A 20,357-nucleotide genomic window follows, 5' to 3' on the forward strand; every position below is an offset into this window, starting at 1 on the left:
GTGATCCTCTACGAATACCCGTTCAACGAACGCATTCGCACCTACCTGCGACTTGAACACCTGTTCAACCGTTTGGCCACCCTGGTTGGACGAGATGAACCACTGGATCACCACTTCGCTCTGCACACCCTGTTTGAGATGATCGATGTTGCGTCACGGGCTGACATGAAGTCGGACGTGATGAAAGACCTCGACCGACAAAAGGCCCTGCTCAACAGCTACAGGGGAAACCCCGCCATTTCTGAGCACGCCTTGGACCAGGTCATTGGACAAATCGAAGGCTGTTTCACCAACCTCAGTCAGGCCGTGGGCAAGACTGGCAGCGGCTTGGCGGAAAACGACTGGCTCATGGGCATCCGCAGTCGCATCTCCATTCCCGGTGGCACCTGCGAGTTTGACCTGCCTGCGTACTACGACTGGCAGCATCAACCCGCAGACACACGGCGCAATGCGTTGATCAGCTGGTGCGCCAGCGTACAGCCCTTGGCCGATGCCATTGCACTGCTGCTGCGCATGCTCCGAGACACAGGCATGCCACAAAAGGTGATGGCCACAGGTGGACAGTTTCAACAGAACCTGCCACAAACCAAAACCTTCCAGTTGTTGCGCTTGCGCATTCCACAAGCGCTGGGGCTCATTCCTGAAATCAGTGGCAATCGGCTCATGGTGGCCGTTAGGCTTGTTCGACTCGGTGCCGATGGCCGACTGCACCCAGCCAACGAAGATGCGTCATTCGAAATCACCCTGTGCGCGTGAACATGCCTGAGCCCACCACTGCGACGACATTCGCTGCCACCTGGGTCGACTGCCCCGCGTGCAAACAGTCCTGCGAATACAGCCCTCAAAACCCTTACCGACCGTTTTGCAGCAAGCTCTGCCGGGCCACCGATCTGGGTCGCTGGGCGCAGGAAGACTTCAGAATTGACGCGGAAGCCCCTTCAGAAGATTCTCAGTAAAAAAGCGCTCTAGCGCTTTATATACAAGGTTTGTTTGCTATGCATTCTCATCTTGCATCCACTGCAAGACGGGATACGTCCCAGCCAGAATGGGACTGACACCCACGGGCAGTTGCTGCCATGCATGGCTCTGGCCCTCCCGCATGTCCAATTCACCCGCCCATTGAGTGACCTTGCAAAAGTGCAGGCGCACCAAGGCATGTGGGTAGTCCACACATTGCTCTCGCCAACGAACGATGGTTTGAGCGGTGATGCCCAACTCCTCGTGCAGCTCTCGCACCAGTGCTTGTACCACCGTTTCGCCGGGCTCCACTTTGCCGCCAGGGAATTCCCAATGCCCGGCATACGCTTTGCCCGGCGGGCGGGTGGTCAGCAAGAACCGTCCATCCGGCTGCACCAGCACACCCACGGCCACCTCCGTGACAGGTCGTTGCCCTTCTGCATGGCGAGGCACGTGGGCGTCCACCATCATCACAGCGGCGTCGGGCACGGCGCTCGTCGGGTCAGACACGATCCACCCCAGCACCCGCGGTTTTGGCCATGACATGGTCACGCGCGAACTGCTGGGCCACCCGCCCGCTGCGGGAGCCACGTTCCAACGCCCAGACCAAAGCCTGCGGCCGCGCAGCGTCAATCTCTGCCTCTGACGCACCAAAATGCCGCAGCCATTGCGTTGCGATGGCCCAATATTCGTCTTGGCTGAAAGGGTAGAAACTGACCCACAAGCCAAAGCGTTCGGACAGTGAGATCTTCTCTTCGATCACCTCACCCGGGTGCACTTCAGCATCGGGCGTGTGGGTGTACGTCAGGTTGTCCTTCTGATACTCCGGCAGCAGGTGGCGGCGGTTGCTGGTGGCGTAAATCAGCACATTCGAGCTGCTGGCTGACACGGTGCCGTCCAAGATGGACTTCAGCGCTTTGTAGCCGGACTCGCCTTCGTCAAAGCTCAGATCGTCACAGAACACAATGAAGCGCTCGGGTCGATCCGCCAACAGATCCATCAGGTCAGGCAGATCGACCAGGTCGGCCTTGTCCACCTCAACCAAGCGCAACCCCGTGGGCGCAAATTCGTTCAAACAGGCCTTGATGAGCGACGACTTTCCCGTCCCTCTTGCGCCCGTCAGCAACACGTTGTTCGCAGGCAAACCTTCGACAAATCGCCGCGTGTTGCGGACGATTTTTTCCTTCTGGCTGTCCACCTCCCGCACATCACCCAGGCGCATCAAAGCAACATGCCGCACCGGCTCCAGCCGTGCCTGCCCACTAAGGCGCTTGCGGTAGCGGAAGGCCGTCGAGCTGGACCAATCGGGGGCCACAATGCCCGAAGCCGATGGCACCAGGGCTTCAATGCGCGACACCAGCGCATCCAGCCGACCCAAGAGGGGCATCCAGGGCTCACTCATGAGCGGTAATCGGCATTGATGGTGACGTAATCGTGACTGAAATCGCATGTCCAGACGGTGTCGGCGCAGTCGCCACGCCCCAGATGGACACGCACGGTCATTTCCGACTGAGCCATGACCCGGGCGCCATCGGCTTCTTGGTAGGCGGGATGGCGGCCACCGCGAGTGACCACATGCACGTCATCCAGGTGCATCTCGATGAGAGACTGGTCCAAGTCGGCAATGCCCGCGTACCCCACTGCAGCCAGAATGCGCCCCAAGTTGGGATCAGATGCAAAAAATGCTGTCTTCACCAAGGGTGAATGGGCGATGGCATAGGCCACCTTCAGGCATTCGTCGGGCGTGCCAGCCCCTTCAATGCGGATGGTGATGAACTTGGTGGCCCCTTCACCGTCACGCACCATCGCGTGGGCCAGGTACTGAGCCACTTCCAAGAGCCCTGCCTTCAACGCTTGCGCGTCAGGGCCATCGATGGAATCAATGACGGCATGCGACGCCTGACCGGTGGCCAACAGGACAAACGAATCGTTGGTTGACGTGTCGCCATCCACCGTCACACGGTTGAACGATCGATCGGCCAACCAACGCGTCAAATCCTGAACCGCCGATGGGGACAACTTGGCGTCGGTGGCAATGAAACCCAGCATGGTGGCCATGTTCGGGCGGATCATGCCAGCCCCTTTGGCCATGCCCGTGATGGTGACCTGCGCCCCGCCCACCATGACCTGACGGCTGATCACCTTGGGTTGGGTGTCGGTGGTCATGATGGCTTCGGCTGCCGCCAACCAATTGTCAGATCGGGCATTGGCCAACGCAGCAGGCAGTCCTGCAACCACTCGTTCGACGGGCAGGGGCTCCATGATCACACCGGTGGAGAACGGCAGCACCTGCTCCGCACGAACCCCCAGATGCTGCGCCAAGGCTTGACACGTTTGACGTGCATTGGCCAAGCCCGAGGCCCCGGTGCCCGCATTGGCATTGCCGGTGTTGATGACCAACGCCCGGATGCCATGTGCCATGGCCAAGTGTTCCCGACACACTTGCACGGGTGCGGCGCAATACCGATTTTGGGTGAACACAGCACCAACCACTGTGCCTTCAACGGGCAACAGCACGCACAGGTCTTTTCGGTTGGCTTTGCGGACACCGGCCTCGGTCACCCCCAACGTCAGTCCGGGGACAGGCAACAGATCTTGCTCACGAGGCAAAGGCAAATTCACAGGCATGTCGATCGCTCCTCAACGTCAGGCGAGTTTGCCGTGGCAATGTTTGAACTTCTGGCCACTGCCACAGGGGCAGGGGTCATTGCGCCCCACGCGCGGCATGGCCTGAGCGGCAGAACGGGACTGAGACACGGTGGATGCATCCACCACCGTCTCCGCCTCCCCTGTTTCCGTCGGGGCGGTGTAGGTCACGTTGGCAATGTGCTCCGCTTGGCTTTCGATCTGCTGCGCAGCTTGGTCCAACTGCTCGCTCGACTGGATGCGGACATTCATCAGGGTGCGTGTGACTTCGTTTTTGACACTGTCCAGCAGTTGCCCAAACAGTTCGAAGGCTTCACGTTTGTATTCCTGCTTGGGTTGCTTCTGAGCGTAGCCGCGGAGGTGGATGCCTTGTCGCAGGTAGTCCAATGAACTCAAGTGCTCCCGCCAATGCGAATCCAAACTTTGCAGAAGCACCATGCGTTCGAATGCCAGGAAGTTGGCCTCACCGGCCAACGCCAACTTCGCGCCAAATGCGGCATGGGCGGCATCCAGCACGCGAACCAGAATGTCCTCGTCGGTCAGGTTCGATTCGGAGGCCAACAACCCCACCAGTGCAACATCCACCGACCAGTCGTCCCTCAACACGCGTTCAAGGCTGGCCAGGTCCCATTGCTCCTCCACACTTTCCACCGGTACATATTGGCGGACCAAGTCGGTGAAGCACCCTTCACGCAGCGAACGGATCTGCGCCTGCAGGTCTGCCGCATCCAGGATGTCGTTGCGCTGCTGGTAAATGACCTTGCGCTGGTCATTGGACACATCGTCGTATTCCAGCAGTTGTTTGCGGATGTCGAAGTTGCGAGCTTCCACCTTGCGCTGGGCAGACTCGATGCTCCGAGTGACCATGCCCGCCTCAATGGCTTCACCCTCTGGCATCTTCAGCCGATCCATGATGGCGCGGACCCGATCGCCCGCAAAAATACGCATCAGGGGATCGTCCAGACTCAGGTAGAAACGCGACGAACCAGGGTCGCCCTGGCGGCCCGAACGTCCACGCAACTGATTGTCAATGCGTCGGGATTCATGGCGTTCGGTCGCAATGATGCGCAAGCCCCCCAGTGACTTGACCAACTCATGGTCAGCCTGCCACTGCGCCCGCACTTGCTCCACCTTTGACTGACGCTGCTCTTCCGAGAGAGACACATCGTCTTCCACGGCCTTGAGCAGTTTCTCCAGGTTGCCCCCCAACACAATGTCGGTCCCCCGACCGGCCATGTTGGTGGCAATGGTGATCATCTTCGGGCGTCCGGCCTGAACAATGATCTCTGCCTCACGGGCATGCTGCTTTGCATTGAGCACCTGGTGCGGCAAGCCTGCTTCCGTCAGCAAGCCAGAAATGATTTCCGAGTTTTCAATGGACGAAGTACCAACCAGAACCGGCTGACCACGCTCATGGCATTCGCGGATGTCGGCAATGGCTGCCACGTACTTTTCGCGGGTGGTCTTGTACACGCGATCCAGCTGATCGTCCCGCTTGCTGACCCGATTGGGCGGGATGACGACCGTTTCAAGGCCGTAAATTTCCTGGAACTCATACGCTTCCGTGTCAGCCGTCCCGGTCATCCCCGACAGCTTGCCGTACAAGCGGAAATAGTTCTGAAAGGTGATTGAAGCCAGCGTCTGGTTCTCGGCTTGAATGGTCACACCTTCTTTGGCCTCCACCGCCTGATGGAGCCCTTCGCTCCATCGACGCCCAGACATCAAGCGCCCCGTGAATTCATCCACGATGACAATCTCACCGTCTTGCACAACGTAGTGCTGGTCGCGGTGATACACGTGATGCGCACGCAGTGAAGCGTTCAGATGATGCATCAGCGTGATGTTCGCTGGATCGTAAAGCGAAGCCCCCTCAGGCAACAGCCCGGCTCGCGCCAACAGGGCTTCCGCGGTTTCGTGGCCTTGCTCGGTCAGGAAAATCTGATGCGACTTTTCATCCAATGTGAAGTCACCCGGCTTGGTCACCCCCTCACCGGTGCGCGGATCTGCCTCGCCCTCCTGCCGGGTCAACAGCGGGGCAATTTGATTGATGGCTTGATACAACACCGTGTGGTCTTCGGCTTGCCCACTGATGATGAGGGGCGTGCGTGCCTCGTCAATCAAAATGGAGTCCACCTCGTCCACGATGGCGTAGTTCAAGCCCCGCTGCACACGGTCTTGGGCTTCGTAGACCATGTTGTCACGCAGGTAGTCGAACCCATACTCGTTGTTCGTACCGTAAGTGATGTCCGACCCATAAGCAGCCTGCTTTTCCTCCCGGCTCAAATGGGGCAGGTTGATGCCCACCGTCAAGCCCAGGTAGCCATAGAGTCGGCCCATCCACTCCGCGTCCCGACTGGCCAGGTAGTCGTTCACCGTCACCACGTGCACACCCTTGCCCGTCAGTGCGTTGAGGTAAACAGGCAACGTGGCGGTGAGGGTCTTGCCCTCGCCCGTGCGCATTTCCGCAACCTTGCCGTTGTGCAGCGCCAAGCCGCCGATGATCTGCACATCAAAGTGCCGCATCTTCATGACACGCTTGCTGGCCTCACGCACCGTGGCAAACGCCTCGGGCAGCAAGGCATCCAGCGTCTCTCCAGCGGCCAATCGTCCTCTGAACTCAGCGGTCTTGGCCCGCAACGCGTCATCAGACAAGGCTTCGAAGCTGGACTCCAGCGCGTTGACCTGGGCCACCGTCTTCCGGTAGGTTTTGAGCAGTCGATCGTTGCGGCTGCCGAAGATTTTGGTGAGGATGTTGGTCGCCATGAAAGCCTGAATAGAGGCGCTGCCGAGATGACAGCCTGATCCGGCCAAACAAGCCCTTCGTATAAACACCGAGAGCGCTTGCTTGACGCAAACCGCTGATTTTAAGGCTGCGTGCATGCAGCCCGAAGAGAGCCCTCAGCGAGATCCGGCCGAGCGCGATGCAAGCGGCTTGTTCTTGTCGCTGCCAGCCACAGGAAAAAGGAAATGCTGTGGATCCTGCGCAACGCCGTTGAACCAGACTTCAAAATGCAAATGTGCCCCCGTGGATCGTCCTGTATTACCCACCTCCGCGACGGTTTGCCCCCGCTTGACAATCTGCCCGAGCTTGACGAGCACTCTCGACGCATGGGCGTATCGCGTCACGAGACCATTGCCGTGATCAAGCTCAACCAAATTCCCATACGCTGGGTGAAACTCCTGGCCGGTCACCACCCCCCCGGCTGCCGCAAAAATGGGAGTTCCGGAGTCCGCAGAAAAGTCCAACCCGGTGTGCAACGCGCGCTCTCCCGTGATCGGATCCGAGCGATAACCAAACCCTGAGCCAATCGGGGCATTGGCAACGGGAAGGTTGGTCGGCACAAGAATTTTGCGCATCTTCTCACCAAACAAATCCGCCTCGACACGCGAAAAAAACTGCTCCCGCCCTTCCACACGAGCATCCAGCGTCGCCAAAGCCTCACGAAGGGAAGACAACGTCAGAGCATCCGGGCGAACCAATGGCCCCCCTGAGCCCGGCCGCAGTTTCGAGTCTTGTACCACCACCCCCGCCAGCGAGGCAACCCGCTCCCCAAGTGACTCCAACTGCACCACCCGCGCCTGCAGCGCCCCCACACGCTCAGCCATGGCCGTCAGGTTTTCTTTCATGTAGCGCTCCTGCCCTTCCCTTTCTCGGGTGGTCAGCAACTCAACCAACGGCGCAATCACCGGCCACCCCTGACGAGCACCATGCACAAATAGCAAGTGATAGGAAACCACCGACAAAGTGATCAACGCCGCCACCAGGGCAACCATGAGACCCGCGAGTTGCCATGCATGAAGGTGGACCGCTTGCCGCTTGGCAAACCAGGGATCCGTGATAATGAAGTGCATGCTGTCCCTCTTTGCGCATTCATTCAAACAATGACACACCGTTCGAGCGCAACGTTGCCATTGATGGACGCGCTCAATGCGTCCCCTGACATGGTCCAACTGGCGGCACGCATCCAGCTTTCTCAAAAGCTGCTTGAAGCCGTGCGTCCACTGCTACCGTTCAACTTGAGGGCACAGGTTCAATCAGGCCCCGTCACGGATCAAGAGTGGTGCCTGCTGGTGAATGGCAATGCCGCTTCCGCCAAGATCCGCCAACTGATGCCTGACTTGAAGCAGAGGATCGCCGACATGCTGGGCCGGGAACTGAACATCCGAATCAAAATACTGCAACAACGCAATCAGGCTGTGCAGTCACGTTAGGCATGCATGGTGCCGATTGTCTGACTCGAACAGACGACCTATCGCTTACAAGGCGAGTGCTCTACCAACTGAGCTAAACCGGCAGCTTGGGTAGTTTACTTGATCCGCGTCAGAGTCGGCTTCCCCCGAGAAGGCTCTGAGCCCCCCCCTGAGATGGGCACACCTTTGGGGGGCGGCTCCGGCGCATCTTCCACGGGAAACGCCATTCCTTGGCCATTTTCCTTCGCGTAAATGGCGGTCACCCGCCCCACCGGGACACTCACAGCCTGAGGAACACCGCCAAACCTGGCCTGAAACTCAATGAAGTCATTCCCCAGTCGCAACCCATTGGTTGCGCCGTAGCTGACATTGAGCACCACCTCTCCTTGCGGTGAGACGTACTGCATGGGGACTTGAACCGAGCCATCCACCGCCACCACCATGTAGGGCGTGAAACCATGATCCTCACACCACTGATGAAGTGCGCGAATCAAGTAGGGACGAGTTGAAGGGGCTTCAGTCACAGCAACGTCTCCAACAAGGTCACTTGCGCATGACTTTTTCGGAAGGCGTCAGCGCCTCAATGTATGCCGGACGAGAAAAAATCCGCTCTGCATACTTGAGCAAGGGCGCTGCATTTTTGCTCAGTTCAATGCCGTAATAGTCAAGACGCCACAACAACGGAGCGATGGCCACATCCAGCATGGAGAAGCTGTCGCCGAGCATGAACTTGTTTTTCAGGAACACAGGGGCCAACTGCGTCAGCTTGTCACGAATGTATGCGCGTGATTTCTCAATGGCTTTCTCGTTACCCTTCACGGCACGGGATTCAAGCACCGAAACGTGGGTGAACAACTCTTTTTCGAAGTTCAGCAAGAACAACCGCACGCGGGCCCGATCAACGGGGTCCCCTGGCATCAACTGAGGATGAGGGAAACGCTCATCAATGTACTCATTGATGATGTTCGATTCGTAAAGGATCAGATCGCGCTCAACCAGGATGGGAACTTGCCCATACGGATTCATCACCGCGATGTCTTCCGGTTTGTTGAACAAGTCAACGTCACGAATCTCAAAGTCCATGCCCTTTTCGAACAGAACAAAGCGGCAACGATGCGAGAACGGGCATGTGGTGCCCGAGTACAAAACCATCATGACAGTGATTTCCTCAAAGAAAAAGTGGCGAAGCGGCCAAGGCCGCTGCGCCACTGGTCACGAAACCGGCGACAGCCGATCGTGAATGTTACTTGACGTCTTTCCAATAAGCCGCATTCAAGCGCCATGCAATGACGGAGAACACCGCCAAGAACAGCAGCACCCACACGCCAATGCGCACACGGGTGTTTTGAACCGGCTCCGCCATCCACTGCATGAAGCCCACCAGATCGCCAATGGCCTGGTCGTATTCAGCCGGAGACAGTTTCCCTGGGGTGACCTGCTCCCAGCCTTTAAACTTTTGAACCTCATGACCGTGCTCGGTCACCGTTTCAAAAATGGGCGTGCGCTCACCCTGCAGATCGTACAGAACATGCGGCATCGCCACACTGGGGAACACCATGTTGTTCCAGCCTGTGGCTTTGGTGCTGTCACGATAGAACGTCCGCATGTAGGTGTACAGGTAATCAGCCCCAGTGCCGCTTCCGCTGGCACGAGAACGAGCCACCAACGTCAAGTCAGGAGGGTTGGCACCAAACCAAGCCGTGGCCTGCTTGGGATCAATGGCGGACTTCATCTGGTCACCCACCTTGTCAGTGGTGAACAACAAATTGTCTTTGATCTGCTTGTCGGTCAGACCGATGTCGCGCAACCGGTTGAAACGCATGAACGCCGCAGAGTGGCAGTTCAAGCAGTAGTTGACAAACAACTTGGCACCGTTTTGCAAGGCGGCCAGATCGTTGGTGCGATTGGGGGCCTTGTCCAGCGGGAAGGTGGCTCCTGCGGCATGGGCACCGCCCACCAATCCAACAACGAGAGCGAAGGCTGTGATGAGTTTTTTCATGAATCTTGACTCCGCAACGTGATCAGTGAGGGGCAAAGGTCACGCGGGTGGGAACAGGCTTGCATTCACCAATCCGGCTCCACCACGGCATCAGCAGGAAGAAGCCAAAGTAAATCAAGGTACCGACCTGGGACACCAACTCACCCACGGGGCTCGGGGGTTTGACCCCCAGATAACCCAGGATGAAGAAGTTGATGACAAACACCAGATACAGCCACTTGTTCCAAGACGGACGGTAACGAATGGATTTGACTGCACTGTTGTCCAGCCAGGGCAGGAAGAACATGATGACCACAGCGCCGCCCATCACCACGACGCCCCAGAACTTGGCGTCAATCGAGAGCATCAGGGCAATCACCACCGCGGCAGCCACCAGAAGAGCGCCCTTGATCGGAGCTGCCACCTTTGCCTTGGCTGCTGCCAGGAGGGCCGCCAAAGCCACCACGGCGACCAGCACGTACATCATCTGATCGGTCACGGCACGCAGCATGGAGTAGTAAGGCGTGAAATACCAGACCGGTGCGATGTGCAGGGGCGTCTTCAACGGATCAGCAGGGATGAAGTTGTTGTACTCCAGGAAGTACCCCCCCAGCTCAGGCGCGAAGAAGACGATGGCCGAGAACACCATCAGGAAGAACGACACGCCCACGATGTCGTGCACCGTGTAGTAAGGATGGAAAGGGATGCCATCCAAAGGAATGCCATTGGCATCCTTGTTCGCTTTGATTTCAACGCCATCGGGGTTGTTAGAACCCACGTCATGCAGGGCCAGCAAGTGAGCCACCACCAAACCCAACAACACCAGAGGCACAGCGATCACGTGGAATGAGAAGAAGCGGTTCAACGTGGCATCGCCCACCACGAAGTCGCCCCGAATCAGCAGCGCCAGATCAGGACCGATGAACGGAATGGCAGAAAACAGGTTCACGATCACCTGCGCACCCCAGTACGACATCTGGCCCCAGGGCAGCAAATAGCCCATGAACGCTTCGGCCATCAGCACCAAGAAAATAGCGCAACCGAAGATCCAGACCAGCTCACGCGGCTTGCGGTAGCTGCCGTAAATCAAACCGCGGTACATGTGCAGGTAGACCACCACGAAAAATGCAGACGCCCCGGTGGAATGCATGTAGCGGATCAGCCAACCCCAGGGTACATCACGCATGATGTACTCAACCGAAGCAAACGCCAGATTGGCGTCGGGCTTGTAGTGCATGACCAGGAAGATCCCGGTCACGATCTGGATCACCAGCACCAACAGAGCCAGAGAGCCGAAGAAATACCAGAAGTTGAAATTCTTGGGCGCGTAGTACTCGGACAGGTGCTTTTTGTATTCGTCAAAAGCGGTCGGAAAGCGGTTCTCGAACCAGACCTTGACCTTCTCGCCCGTGGGCGCGTCAGCGGGGACTTCTTTGAATTCAGCCATGATGGACCTTGTTTTTCATCGCAAGTGGGGAGCGTGCGGCCTCAGGCCTTCTTGTCTTCGCCGATCAGCAACACCGTGTCGGACAGGTACATGTGCGGGGGCACCTCCAGGTTGTCCGGAGCGGGTTTGTTCTTGAACACACGACCGGCCATGTCGAACGTGGAACCATGACAAGGGCAGAGGAAGCCTCCCGCCCAGTCATCTGGCAACGACGGTTGGGCACCTGGCGTGAACTTGTCAGAGGGCGAGCAGCCCAAATGTGAACAAATGCCCACACCCACAAACACCTCAGGCTTGATCGAGCGGTGCTTGTTCTTGGCGTATTCAGGAATGGGGTAGGCCTTGCGCTCGGAGTTCGGGTCTGCCAGCTGAGATTCCGTCTTGTCCAGAGAAGCCAGTTGCTCCGGGGTGCGACGAATGACCCACACAGGTTTTCCGCGCCACTCCACTGTGAGTTTTTCTCCGGGCTTGACCCCGGAAATGTCCACTTCCACCGCAGCACCTGCGGCCTTGGCTCGCTCAGAGGGGGCAAATGAGCTGACAAAGGGGACAGCCACGGCGGCAGCACCCGCCCCGCCCATGGCACACGATGTGATCAGCCAATTGCGTCGGCTGTTGTCTACGTTTGCTTCGCTCATGCAGATCTTTCCTGGCTAGGTTCAATGGGGAAACCATACGGTCAACCTGAGGATTGTAGTAAACCCTAGTGGGGTTGAACCAATTTCTGGAGATCGGATCGGCACTGCCGCCCCGCTACCATCTGTATTTGTCACTTCAACCCCCTTGCAGGAGCACACAAATGAGCAATCAGGCCATTCAAACCGTCGGCATTGTTGGCGCAGGCACCATGGGCAACGGCATTGCGCAAGCCTGCGCCGTCCATGGACTGAGCGTGGTGATGGTGGACATCAGCGAAGCCGCCGTGGCCAAAGGTCTGGCCACCATTTCGTCAAGCCTTGACCGCTTGATCAAGAAGGAAAAACTGACCGAAGCCGACAAGCTGGCCGCCATGTCCCGCATCAAGGGCAGCACCCAGTATGACGACCTGAAAGGTGCTCAACTGGTCATTGAGGCCGCCACCGAAAACGAGACGTTGAAGGTCAAGATCCTTCAACAGCTCGATCAAATGTTGGATGCCAGCGCCATCCTGGCCACCAACACCTCCAGCATCTCCATCACCAAGCTGGCGGCGGTTACCCAAAGGGCCGACCGCTTCATCGGGATGCACTTTTTCAACCCCGTGCCCATGATGGCCCTGGTGGAGATCATCCGAGGTCTTCAGACCAGCGATGCCACACACGACACGGTCAAGGCACTGGCAGAACAACTGGGCAAAACCCCCATCACCGTCAAGAACGCGCCCGGCTTTGTGGTCAACCGAATCCTGGTGCCGATGATCAACGAGGCCTTCTTTGTCCTGGCAGAAGGCCTTGCATCCCCCGAAGACATCGACGCGGGCATGAAGTTGGGCTGCAACCACCCCATCGGACCGCTGGCACTGGCCGACATGATCGGTCTGGACGTGTGCCTGGCCGTGATGAACGTGTACTTCAGCGAATTCAACGACTCGAAATACCGCCCCTGCCCCTTGTTGAAGGAGATGGTGGCGGCAGGTTATCTGGGGCGCAAGACCGGACGGGGGGTTTACACCTACTGAGGGGTTCACCTCCGGTTGCGGCAAGTCAACACCCGCAACGCGCCCCCGGCAATAATCTGGCGGCAACAGCCATGCCACACAGGGAGGGACGCTCATGAGGGCATTCAGTGTCACGGTGGGGGCATCAGCGCCCACCGACGAGGTCGACATGTTCCAGTTCCTGGACTCGACCCACCAACAAATCGACTTGCAGCTCCTGCGCCTGACGCTGCTGGTGGAAAGACTGGAACACCGGCCACTCACCCCCGACGAAACGCGCCAGGGGAGTGAGTTGATCGGCTTTTTCCGGAACGACGCGCGAATCCACCACCAGGACGAAGAGCGGCATGTGTTGCCCTCGCTCCTGAGCAGTCCCATCCCCGCCACCGCCGATGTGGCCCGCAAGCTCCAACAAGACCACCAGTGGCTGGAACAACTCTGGCTAACCATTGACCCCTGCATTGACGCCGCGGTCATGGGCAGCCGCTGGTTCGACCAGCAAGAACTGACCCACGCCGTTGGCCTCTACACCGACCTGTACGCGGACCACATGGTGTTGGAGGAAACGGTGGCCTATCCTCAGGCGCACCAACACCTGTCAGCCCAGCTGCTTCAAGGCGCCAGCCGCGACCTGTCACGACGGTGGACCCTGCACCAACGCACCGCCACCCGTGCGGCACACAAGGACAAGGGCATCCTGCGATGATGACAACCCACCTGTGAGGCTCCCCCCATGACTTCTTTTGACTTCGACCTGTTTGTGATCGGAGGTGGCAGTGGCGGCGTCAGGGCTGCACGCATGGCCGCTCAACGTGGTGCCCGCGTGGGCATGGCAGAAATGCTGGGCACCGATGGTTTGGGCGGCACTTGCGTCAACGTTGGCTGCATCCCCAAAAAGCTCTACAGCTACGCCGCCCACTACGCCGAGGCCGCGCAGGAAGCGCATGGCTACGGCTGGGAAGGGCAGCAGCCCACCTTGAATTGGGACACCCTGAAGGCCCACAGGGCCACCGAAATCAACCGACTCAATGGCGTCTACGCCAACCTGCTGAGAGGCTCCGGGGTGACGGTGTTCAATGCCTTTGCCTGCTTCGAAGATGCCCACACCCTGCGTTTGGCGACGCTCAACGCCGATGGCTCCGCCGGACACCAGCAGGTGAGTGCGCATCACATCCTGATCGCCACCGGCGGTACGCCCCATGTGCCGCACTTTGTCGGGCGGGAACACGTCGTCACCTCCGAGGCCATGTTCGACCTCCCGCAGTTCCCTGAACGGCTGGTGGTGGTGGGCGGGGGCTACATCGCCTGTGAATTTGCGTCCATCTTCCACGGACTGGGATCGCAAGTCACCCAGCTTTACCGCGGCGATCAGGTGCTGCGGGGTTTTGACGACGAAGTCCGCCATTTCCTGGCGGCGGAAATGCTCAAAGCCGGGGTGGACCTGCGGCTCAATGCGGGCGTGCTGTCCGTCGAAAAGCAACCCGATGGCCTGCACGTGAGGCTGGAAGACGGCAACACCCTTGTCGCCGATGTGGTCCTGTACGCCACCGGGCGGGTGCCCCTGGTGCAAGGACTCCAGCTCGACCGCGTGGGCGTGGCCCAAGGTGCCCAGGGCGCCATTCTGGTCAACGACCGGTACCAGACCAACGTGCCCCACATCCATGCGGTGGGAGACGTCACCGCACGGGTACAACTCACCCCGGTGGCGCTGGGCGAAGCCATGGTGGTGGTGGACCACCTGTTCGGTCCCGCCCCCGGCAAGACACCGCGACGCATGGGCTATGACCTCGTTCCCACTGCCGTGTTCACCCACCCCAACGTGGGCACGGTGGGGCTAACCGAAGCACAGGCCAGAGAACGGTGCGAAGCCATCACCGTGTTCCGCTCCGAGTTCCGCGCCCTCAAGCACACCCTGAGCGGCAGCAGCGAGCGCACCCTGATGAAGCTCATTGTGGACACCGCCACCGACCGTGTGGTGGGTTTGCACATGGTGGGCGCAGAGGCTGGAGAAATCGTCCAGGGGTTTGCCGTGGCCATGCGGGCCGGGGCCACCAAGGCGGACTTCGACGCCACCGTGGGCATCCACCCCACCGCGGCAGAAGAATTCGTGACGATGCGCGAGCCCACGCGTCAATGAACATCGGACAAACCGTCATGCTGCTGCCCGAGTTCATTGCCCCCACCCGCCACGCCGATGCCCGCAGTGCGCTGCAACAGGTTCAGGCCATCTACCAGTCCGCCATCCATCACCTGCGCCAAGCCATGCAAGCGTATGTGCGTGGCGAGTTGGAGGGACACCAGCGTGTTCGCGCCCACTACCCCCTGGTGCGACTGCACACCCCGCACAGCCGACGCCATGAAGGCGGCCCCCACACACGACTGAGCTACGGCTTTGTGGCAGGCCCCGGGCGCTACGAAACCACCCTGACCCGCCCCGACCTGTTTGCCGACTACCACCTGCGCCAGTTCGAACTGTTGCTGCACAACCATGGGGGTGAATTGGAAGTGGGCACCAGCTCACAGCCCATCCCCATCCATTTTTCTTTTGCAGACCACGACCACGTGGAAGGCCACCTCAGCGCCGAACGCCGGGCGCTGATGCGCGATGTGTTCGACCTGCCCGACCTGACGGTGATGGACGACGGCATTGCCAACGGCACCCATGAACCCGCACCCGGTGAGGCCCTGCCCTTGTCGCTGTTCACCGCGCCACGGGTGGACTACTCGCTGCAACGCCTGAGGCACTACAGCGGCACCGCACCCGAGTGGTTCCAGAACTTTGTGTTGTTCACCAACTACCAGTTCTACATCGACGAGTTCATTCGCCTGGGGCGTGCCGCCATGCAAGACCCGGCCAGCGACTACGTGGCCTTTGTCGAGCCCGGCAACGTGGTCACGCGGCGCGTGGGACTGGCGGCACAGGCTGTGGATGCACTGGGCCAGGAACCGCCCCGCCTGCCGCAAATGCCCGCCTACCACCTGCTGCGCGAGGACCGCTCGGGCATCACCATGGTCAACATCGGCGTGGGGCCCAGCAACGCCAAGACCATCACCGACCACATTGCCGTGCTGCGTCCCCACGCCTGGCTGATGCTGGGCCACTGCGCCGGCTTGCGCAACGGGCAGCAACTGGGCGACTACGTGCTGGCCCACGCCTACGTCCGCGAGGACCATGTGCTGGACGAAGAAGTGCCCTTGTGGGTGCCCATCCCGGCCCTGGCCGAGGTCCAACTGGCCCTGGAAGCCGCCGTGGCCGACGTGACGGGACTCGCACCCCACGAACTCAAAACCGTGATGCGCACCGGCACCGTGGCCAGCACCGACAACCGCAACTGGGAGCTGCTGCCCACCCGCAACGCGGCCACCACCCCGCAGCGCCGCCTGTCGCAAAGCCGCGCCGTGGCCCTGGACATGGAAAGCGCCACCATCGCGGCCAATGGGTTCCGGTTCCGCGTGCCCTATGGCACCCTGCTGTGCGTCAGCGACAAGCCCCTTCATGGGGAAATCAAACTGCCCGGCATGGCCAACCACTTCTACCGGGAGCGCGTGGACCAGCACCTGCGCATCGGCATCCGCACCATTGAACGCCTGCGCCAGCAAGGCACCGAGCAGTTGCACAGCCGCAAGTTGCGCAGCTTTGCCGAAGTGGCGTTCCAGTGAGCCGCGTGCATGCCGCTGTTTGACGTCCGCACCGTCCTGGCCCTGACGGCCCTGAACCTGTTTGCCATTTCCGCCGCCATGTCGCTGGTGATGGGCAAACAGCTCAGTCGCGCCGCTCGGTCGGCGCGGGCCAGTCTGGTGGCGCAGGCATTGGGTTGGAGCGCCATCGTGACCTCGGGCTATTTCTGGGATCGCCCCTTGTCTGTCCTGGCCATGGTCTGCGCCACCGCATCCAACCAACTGATGCATCGGGCGCTGGAAGGCTGGCTGGGCCCGCGCCCCTTCAAACGGACACTCATGCTGTTGAGTGTGGCCATGCCCCTGGGCTACGCCTTGAGCTTTGACAGTTACCCCTTCCGCGTGGGCTGGGCCAACCTGTGTCTGGCCTTGCAGTTTGGCATGTTGGCTGCCTGTGCCCTGTGGCCCACCCACCGTGCACGCCCCAAGGACGGCTGGCGCGTGTTGCTGGCCCTGTGTTACGGAGCCATGACCCTCCTGACCGCCATTCGCGGCATCCTGGGGGCCTGGTTCACCGAGCTCTATCCCACCTTCGCAACCCCTCACCCGGCCAACGTGACCGCACAAGTGGCGGCCAACGTTTGCCTGGTGCTGACCATGATGGCGGTGCTGGTGGCCTGGCGGCGTGAAGTGGAGGTGAAGCTGGAGGAACAGGCCTACACCGATTCACTGACCGGGCTGCTGAACCGCCGGGGCTGGATGAAACACGCCGAGCTGACCCTGGCCCACGCCCGCCGAAACCAATGGAATGTGGCGGTCTTGCTGCTGGACCTGGACCACTTCAAACACGTCAACGACGTCTATGGCCATGAACTGGGTGACCGTGCCCTGCACCTGTTGGGCCGGGCCATCCACGGATGCCTTCGCCAAAGTGACGTCAGCGGTCGCATGGGCGGGGAAGAGTTCGTGCTGCTGCTGCCCAACATCACACCGCCCGATGCCCAGGCGCTGGACCAACGGCTGCGCGACAGCTTTCAGCACCTGACCGCCGACCGCATGCAGCTGGAACTGAACTTCAGCTCCGGGCTGGCCTTTTGCGACCTTCAGGACCCCGAGGGCCTGAAAAAAGCCCTGATCCACGCCGACGGTGCGATGTACCAGGCCAAAGCCAATGGGCGAGGCAGGCTGTGCGCCAGCCCGGCCATCAACATCACGGTGCCAGACGCCCTGATCCACTGAGCAGTTGCGCGGCCTCCTGCGCCGCCACCCGGCCTTCGTCGGTGGGCACCACCCACACTTCCACGGTGCTGCGCTCGGCACTGATGCGGCGCATCTCGTCCCCCACAGCCGCACGGTTGGCATCGGCGTCCAGCACCACCCCCATCCAAGCGAGTTGTGCGCACACGTCCTGACGCAGCTGCACATCGTGCTCGCCAATGCCACCGCTGAAGGCCAGCACATCCAACCCTTGCAGACACGCGACGAGAGCCCCAGCCTCGCGCACCACCCGGTAGGTGAACAGGTCAATGGCCAACCGGGCCGATGGGCTGCCATCGGTGCGCAGGCGGCGAATGTCTGCCGAAATGCCCGACACCCCCAGCAAGCCGCCCTGCTTGTACAGCAGCTTTTCCAGTCGGTCGTGGTCCCAGCCCTGCTCCAGCAGGTACAGCAGCACCCCCGCATCGAGCGAACCGGAGCGCGTGCCCATCATCAGCCCATCCAGGGCCGAGAAGCCCATGGTGGTGGCCTGACTGCGGGCGTCCAGCGTGCCGCACAAACTGGCCCCATTGCCCAGGTGGGCCATGAGCACCCGCCCCCGAGCGTGGGCACTGCGCGCCAGCAGCTGACCCATGATGAACTGGTACGACAACCCGTGGAAGCCGTACCGCCGCACGCCCTGGTCCACCAGGCTCTGCGGCAGTGCAAAACGCCAAGCCACCTCCGGCAAGGAGGCATGAAACGCGGTGTCGAAACACGCGATCTGCGGCAACTGCGGCATCACCTTCTGGAAACTGCGAATGCCTTGCAGGTTGTGCGGCTGATGCAGCGGTGCCAGGGAATGGAATGCGGCCAACGCATCCAGCACCTCCGGGGTGACCACCACGCTGCCCGTGAAGCGCCCCCCGCCATGCACCACCCGGTGGGCCACCGCCTGCGGCGTGGGCAACCCGTGCTGCTGACCCAGCCACTGCACCAGGCTGTGCAAGGCGGTCTCGAACGGGTCTTCCCCGCCCGGGGGCAGGGTCTGCTCGCCCTTCTGTCCCTTCAACGTCCAGCCCATGGTGGGCTGCCCACCCGGCTCCAACCCCTGGATGTTGCCTGACAGCACCGCGGGCAGCACGTCGTCTCCATTCAACGGATGGAGCGAGAACTTGAGGCTGGACGAACCAGAATTGACAGAAAAAATGGCCATGGCGCTTTTACTGAATGCGTAATTAGCTACAAAAATACTAGCAAGAAGCCACCTTGGCCTGCGCGTCACGGTTTTTCTGCACCACCAGCAACGCCAACAGGGCCGAGGCCATGCGGTTCATGGGGCCATCGGCGCGGCTGGTGAGGGCAATGGGCACCCGGGAGCCCAGCACCAACCCCGACCCCGAAGCCCCGGCCAGGTACTCCAGCTGCTTGGCCAGCATGTTGCCCGACTCCAGGTCGGGCACCATGAGGATGTCGGCCTGCCCCGACACGGGGGAAGCGATGTGCTTGACCTCGGCCGCGCGGGCCGAAATGGCGTTGTCAAACGCCAGCGGACCGTCCAGCACGCCCCCTTTGATCTGGCCGCGATCGGCCATCTTGCACAGCGCCGCCGCATCCAAGGTGGACGGGATGGCCGGGTTCACCGTCTCCACCGCCGACAAGATGGCCACCTTGGGCACCGCCACCCCCAGCACCTGGCAGAAGTCGATGGCGTTTTGCACGATGTCCACCTTCTCGGGCAGGGTGGGCTCGATGTTCAACGCGGCATCGGTGATGAGCAGGGGTTTGTCGTACAGCGGCACGTCAAAGCGGAACACATGCGACATGCGCCGCCCCGTGCGCAGGGGCTTTTGCATCAGTACGGCGTGGATGAGCTCGTCGGTGTGCAGGCTGCCCTTCATCAGCATCTCCACCTGGCCTTGCGCCGCCATCGAGGCGGCCCGCTCGGCGGCGGCGTGGCTGTGGGGTTCGTCCAGCAGCTCGGCCCCGGTGAGGTCCACGCCGATTTGCTGGGCCAGCTGGCGGATCTTGGCCACCGGACCGATCAACACCGGCACGATCAGGCCCTGGCGGGCCGCGTCCATGGCCCCGGCGAGCGAACCGTCGTCACACGGGTGCACCACCGCACACCGGGCCGGGGCCAAGCCTTCGCCTTTGGCCATCAGGGCCAGGTAGCGGGCCTCGGGGTCGTACAGCTGAATCTGGGGGGTGCTGGGCTTGGGCAGGCGCACCTTGTCGGTGGGCGCCAGCACACAGGCCGTGCCGTGCAGCACACGCTCCCCTTTCTGGTTGGTGACCAGGCAGTCCAGGTCCACATGTTTGTTCTCGGCGTGTTTGGTCAACACCGTGACCACCACGGACAGCGTGTCCCCCACCCGCACCGGCCGCACAAAGTGCAGAACCTGGTCCACATAGATGGTGCCCGGCCCCGGAAAACGGGTGCCCAGCAAGGCGGAAATGAGCGCCGCGCTCCACATGCCATGGCCCACCACGCCGTGCAGCAGGGTGTCGTTGGCGTATTCGGGGTCCACGTGGGCCGGGTTGGTGTCCCCGGACACCGCGGCAAACGCCTGGATGTCTTCCAGCGTGAGGGTGCGGAACAGCCGGGCGCTCTGGCCCACGCTCAGTTCATCAAAGGTGACGTTTTCCTGCCACTCGGTCGGGAAAGGGGAGTTCATGGTCGGTCC

20 protein-coding genes and 1 tRNA gene are annotated in these 20,357 nt (G+C 60.7%); 8 read left to right on the top strand and 13 right to left on the bottom strand.

All coding sequences use genetic code 11. The features are described 5' to 3' along the window. Together zapD and yacG are read left to right on the top strand one after the other, a co-directional pair. Positions 1-756, top strand: coding sequence for a cell division protein ZapD (gene zapD / locus ACYVB7_RS06650; protein WP_460505915.1), 756 nt, complete (start codon positions 1-3; stop codon positions 754-756). 2 nt (positions 757-758) lie between these two features. Then, positions 759-956, top strand: a complete 198-nt coding sequence (gene yacG / locus ACYVB7_RS06655) for a DNA gyrase inhibitor YacG (protein WP_460505916.1) — start codon at positions 759-761, stop codon at positions 954-956. A gap of 37 nt (positions 957-993) precedes the next feature. Here yacG and ACYVB7_RS06660 read toward each other — a convergent pair whose 3' ends face one another. The 5 genes from ACYVB7_RS06660 to ACYVB7_RS06680 form a co-directional block, all read right to left on the bottom strand. Then, entirely contained in the window at positions 994-1,428 is a 435-nt protein-coding gene (locus tag ACYVB7_RS06660) for an NUDIX domain-containing protein (protein ID WP_460506262.1), read from the bottom strand. 31 nt (positions 1,429-1,459) lie between these two features. Then, positions 1,460-2,359 carry an ATP-binding protein gene (locus ACYVB7_RS06665; RefSeq protein WP_460505917.1) on the bottom strand — a complete coding sequence of 300 codons (900 nt, stop codon included), beginning with the start codon at positions 2,357-2,359 and terminating at the stop codon, positions 1,460-1,462. Then, on the bottom strand, positions 2,356-3,585 hold the full coding sequence (argJ, locus tag ACYVB7_RS06670) for a bifunctional ornithine acetyltransferase/N-acetylglutamate synthase (protein WP_460505918.1): 1,230 nt from the start codon (positions 3,583-3,585) through the stop codon (positions 2,356-2,358). The genes ACYVB7_RS06665 and argJ overlap by 4 nt, the downstream gene beginning before the upstream one ends. Positions 3,586-3,603: 18 nt before the next feature. After that, positions 3,604-6,366 carry a preprotein translocase subunit SecA gene (gene secA, locus ACYVB7_RS06675; RefSeq protein WP_460506263.1) on the bottom strand — a complete coding sequence of 921 codons (2,763 nt, stop codon included), beginning with the start codon at positions 6,364-6,366 and terminating at the stop codon, positions 3,604-3,606. A 135-nt stretch (positions 6,367-6,501) separates the two neighbouring features. Then, positions 6,502-7,455 (bottom strand): M23 family metallopeptidase, encoded by a 954-nt coding sequence (locus ACYVB7_RS06680; protein ID WP_460505920.1) that lies wholly within the window; start codon positions 7,453-7,455, stop codon positions 6,502-6,504. Between the two features lie 54 nt (positions 7,456-7,509). Here ACYVB7_RS06680 and ACYVB7_RS06685 point away from each other — a divergent pair, with 54 nt between their 5' ends. Next, positions 7,510-7,815, top strand: coding sequence for a hypothetical protein (locus ACYVB7_RS06685; RefSeq protein WP_460505921.1), 306 nt, complete (start codon positions 7,510-7,512; stop codon positions 7,813-7,815). Positions 7,816-7,822: 7 nt separating this feature from the next. Here ACYVB7_RS06685 and ACYVB7_RS06690 read toward each other — a convergent pair. The 6 genes from ACYVB7_RS06690 to petA all read right to left on the bottom strand — a co-directional run bounded on the left by ACYVB7_RS06690 (position 7,823) and on the right by petA (position 11,857). After that, positions 7,823-7,898, bottom strand: a tRNA-Thr gene (locus ACYVB7_RS06690). A 12-nt stretch (positions 7,899-7,910) separates the two neighbouring features. Beyond that, positions 7,911-8,318: a stringent starvation protein B gene (locus tag ACYVB7_RS06695; protein ID WP_460505922.1), complete on the bottom strand. Its 408-nt coding sequence runs from the start codon at positions 8,316-8,318 to the stop codon at positions 7,911-7,913. A 19-nt stretch (positions 8,319-8,337) separates the two neighbouring features. Further along, positions 8,338-8,949 carry a glutathione S-transferase N-terminal domain-containing protein gene (locus ACYVB7_RS06700; RefSeq protein ID WP_460505923.1) on the bottom strand — a complete coding sequence of 204 codons (612 nt, stop codon included), beginning with the start codon at positions 8,947-8,949 and terminating at the stop codon, positions 8,338-8,340. Positions 8,950-9,037: 88 nt separating this feature from the next. Next, positions 9,038-9,793, bottom strand: a complete 756-nt coding sequence (locus ACYVB7_RS06705; RefSeq protein ID WP_460505924.1) for a cytochrome c1 — start codon at positions 9,791-9,793, stop codon at positions 9,038-9,040. 22 nt (positions 9,794-9,815) lie between these two features. Then, the gene (locus tag ACYVB7_RS06710; RefSeq protein ID WP_460506264.1) at positions 9,816-11,222 is read right to left on the bottom strand and encodes a cytochrome b; all 1,407 of its coding nucleotides are present in this window, start codon (positions 11,220-11,222) and stop codon (positions 9,816-9,818) included. Positions 11,223-11,260: 38 nt separating this feature from the next. Next, a complete protein-coding gene (petA, locus tag ACYVB7_RS06715; protein WP_460505925.1) occupies positions 11,261-11,857 on the bottom strand; it encodes a ubiquinol-cytochrome c reductase iron-sulfur subunit in 597 nt (198 codons plus the stop codon). 161 nt (positions 11,858-12,018) lie between these two features. Between petA and ACYVB7_RS06720 the strand changes: the two genes are divergently transcribed. From ACYVB7_RS06720 to ACYVB7_RS06740, 5 genes are all read left to right on the top strand, one after another. Next, positions 12,019-12,876, top strand: coding sequence for a 3-hydroxybutyryl-CoA dehydrogenase (locus tag ACYVB7_RS06720; RefSeq protein ID WP_460505927.1), 858 nt, complete (start codon positions 12,019-12,021; stop codon positions 12,874-12,876). Positions 12,877-12,970: 94 nt separating this feature from the next. Next, complete coding sequence (locus ACYVB7_RS06725; protein WP_460505929.1) at positions 12,971-13,561, top strand: hemerythrin domain-containing protein; 591 nt, start codon at positions 12,971-12,973, stop codon at positions 13,559-13,561. A gap of 27 nt (positions 13,562-13,588) precedes the next feature. Next, positions 13,589-14,992: an NAD(P)/FAD-dependent oxidoreductase gene (gene gorA, locus ACYVB7_RS06730; RefSeq protein ID WP_460505930.1), complete on the top strand. Its 1,404-nt coding sequence runs from the start codon at positions 13,589-13,591 to the stop codon at positions 14,990-14,992. Further along, positions 14,989-16,515, top strand: coding sequence for an AMP nucleosidase (locus ACYVB7_RS06735; protein WP_460505931.1), 1,527 nt, complete (start codon positions 14,989-14,991; stop codon positions 16,513-16,515). The genes gorA and ACYVB7_RS06735 overlap by 4 nt, the downstream gene beginning before the upstream one ends. Positions 16,516-16,524: 9 nt before the next feature. After that, on the top strand, positions 16,525-17,712 hold the full coding sequence (locus tag ACYVB7_RS06740) for a GGDEF domain-containing protein (protein WP_460505932.1): 1,188 nt from the start codon (positions 16,525-16,527) through the stop codon (positions 17,710-17,712). On the opposite strand, the gene ACYVB7_RS06745 is transcribed toward ACYVB7_RS06740, so the two are convergent. After that, positions 17,684-18,886, bottom strand: coding sequence for an acetate/propionate family kinase (locus tag ACYVB7_RS06745; protein ID WP_460505933.1), 1,203 nt, complete (start codon positions 18,884-18,886; stop codon positions 17,684-17,686). The two genes, ACYVB7_RS06740 and ACYVB7_RS06745, sit on opposite strands and share 29 nt — an antisense overlap. Before the next feature lie 37 nt (positions 18,887-18,923). Further along, a complete protein-coding gene (locus tag ACYVB7_RS06750; protein ID WP_460505935.1) occupies positions 18,924-20,348 on the bottom strand; it encodes a bifunctional enoyl-CoA hydratase/phosphate acetyltransferase in 1,425 nt (474 codons plus the stop codon). Between the last annotated feature and the right edge of the window lie 9 nt (positions 20,349-20,357).

The organism is Hydrogenophaga soli, from assembly GCF_054777695.1.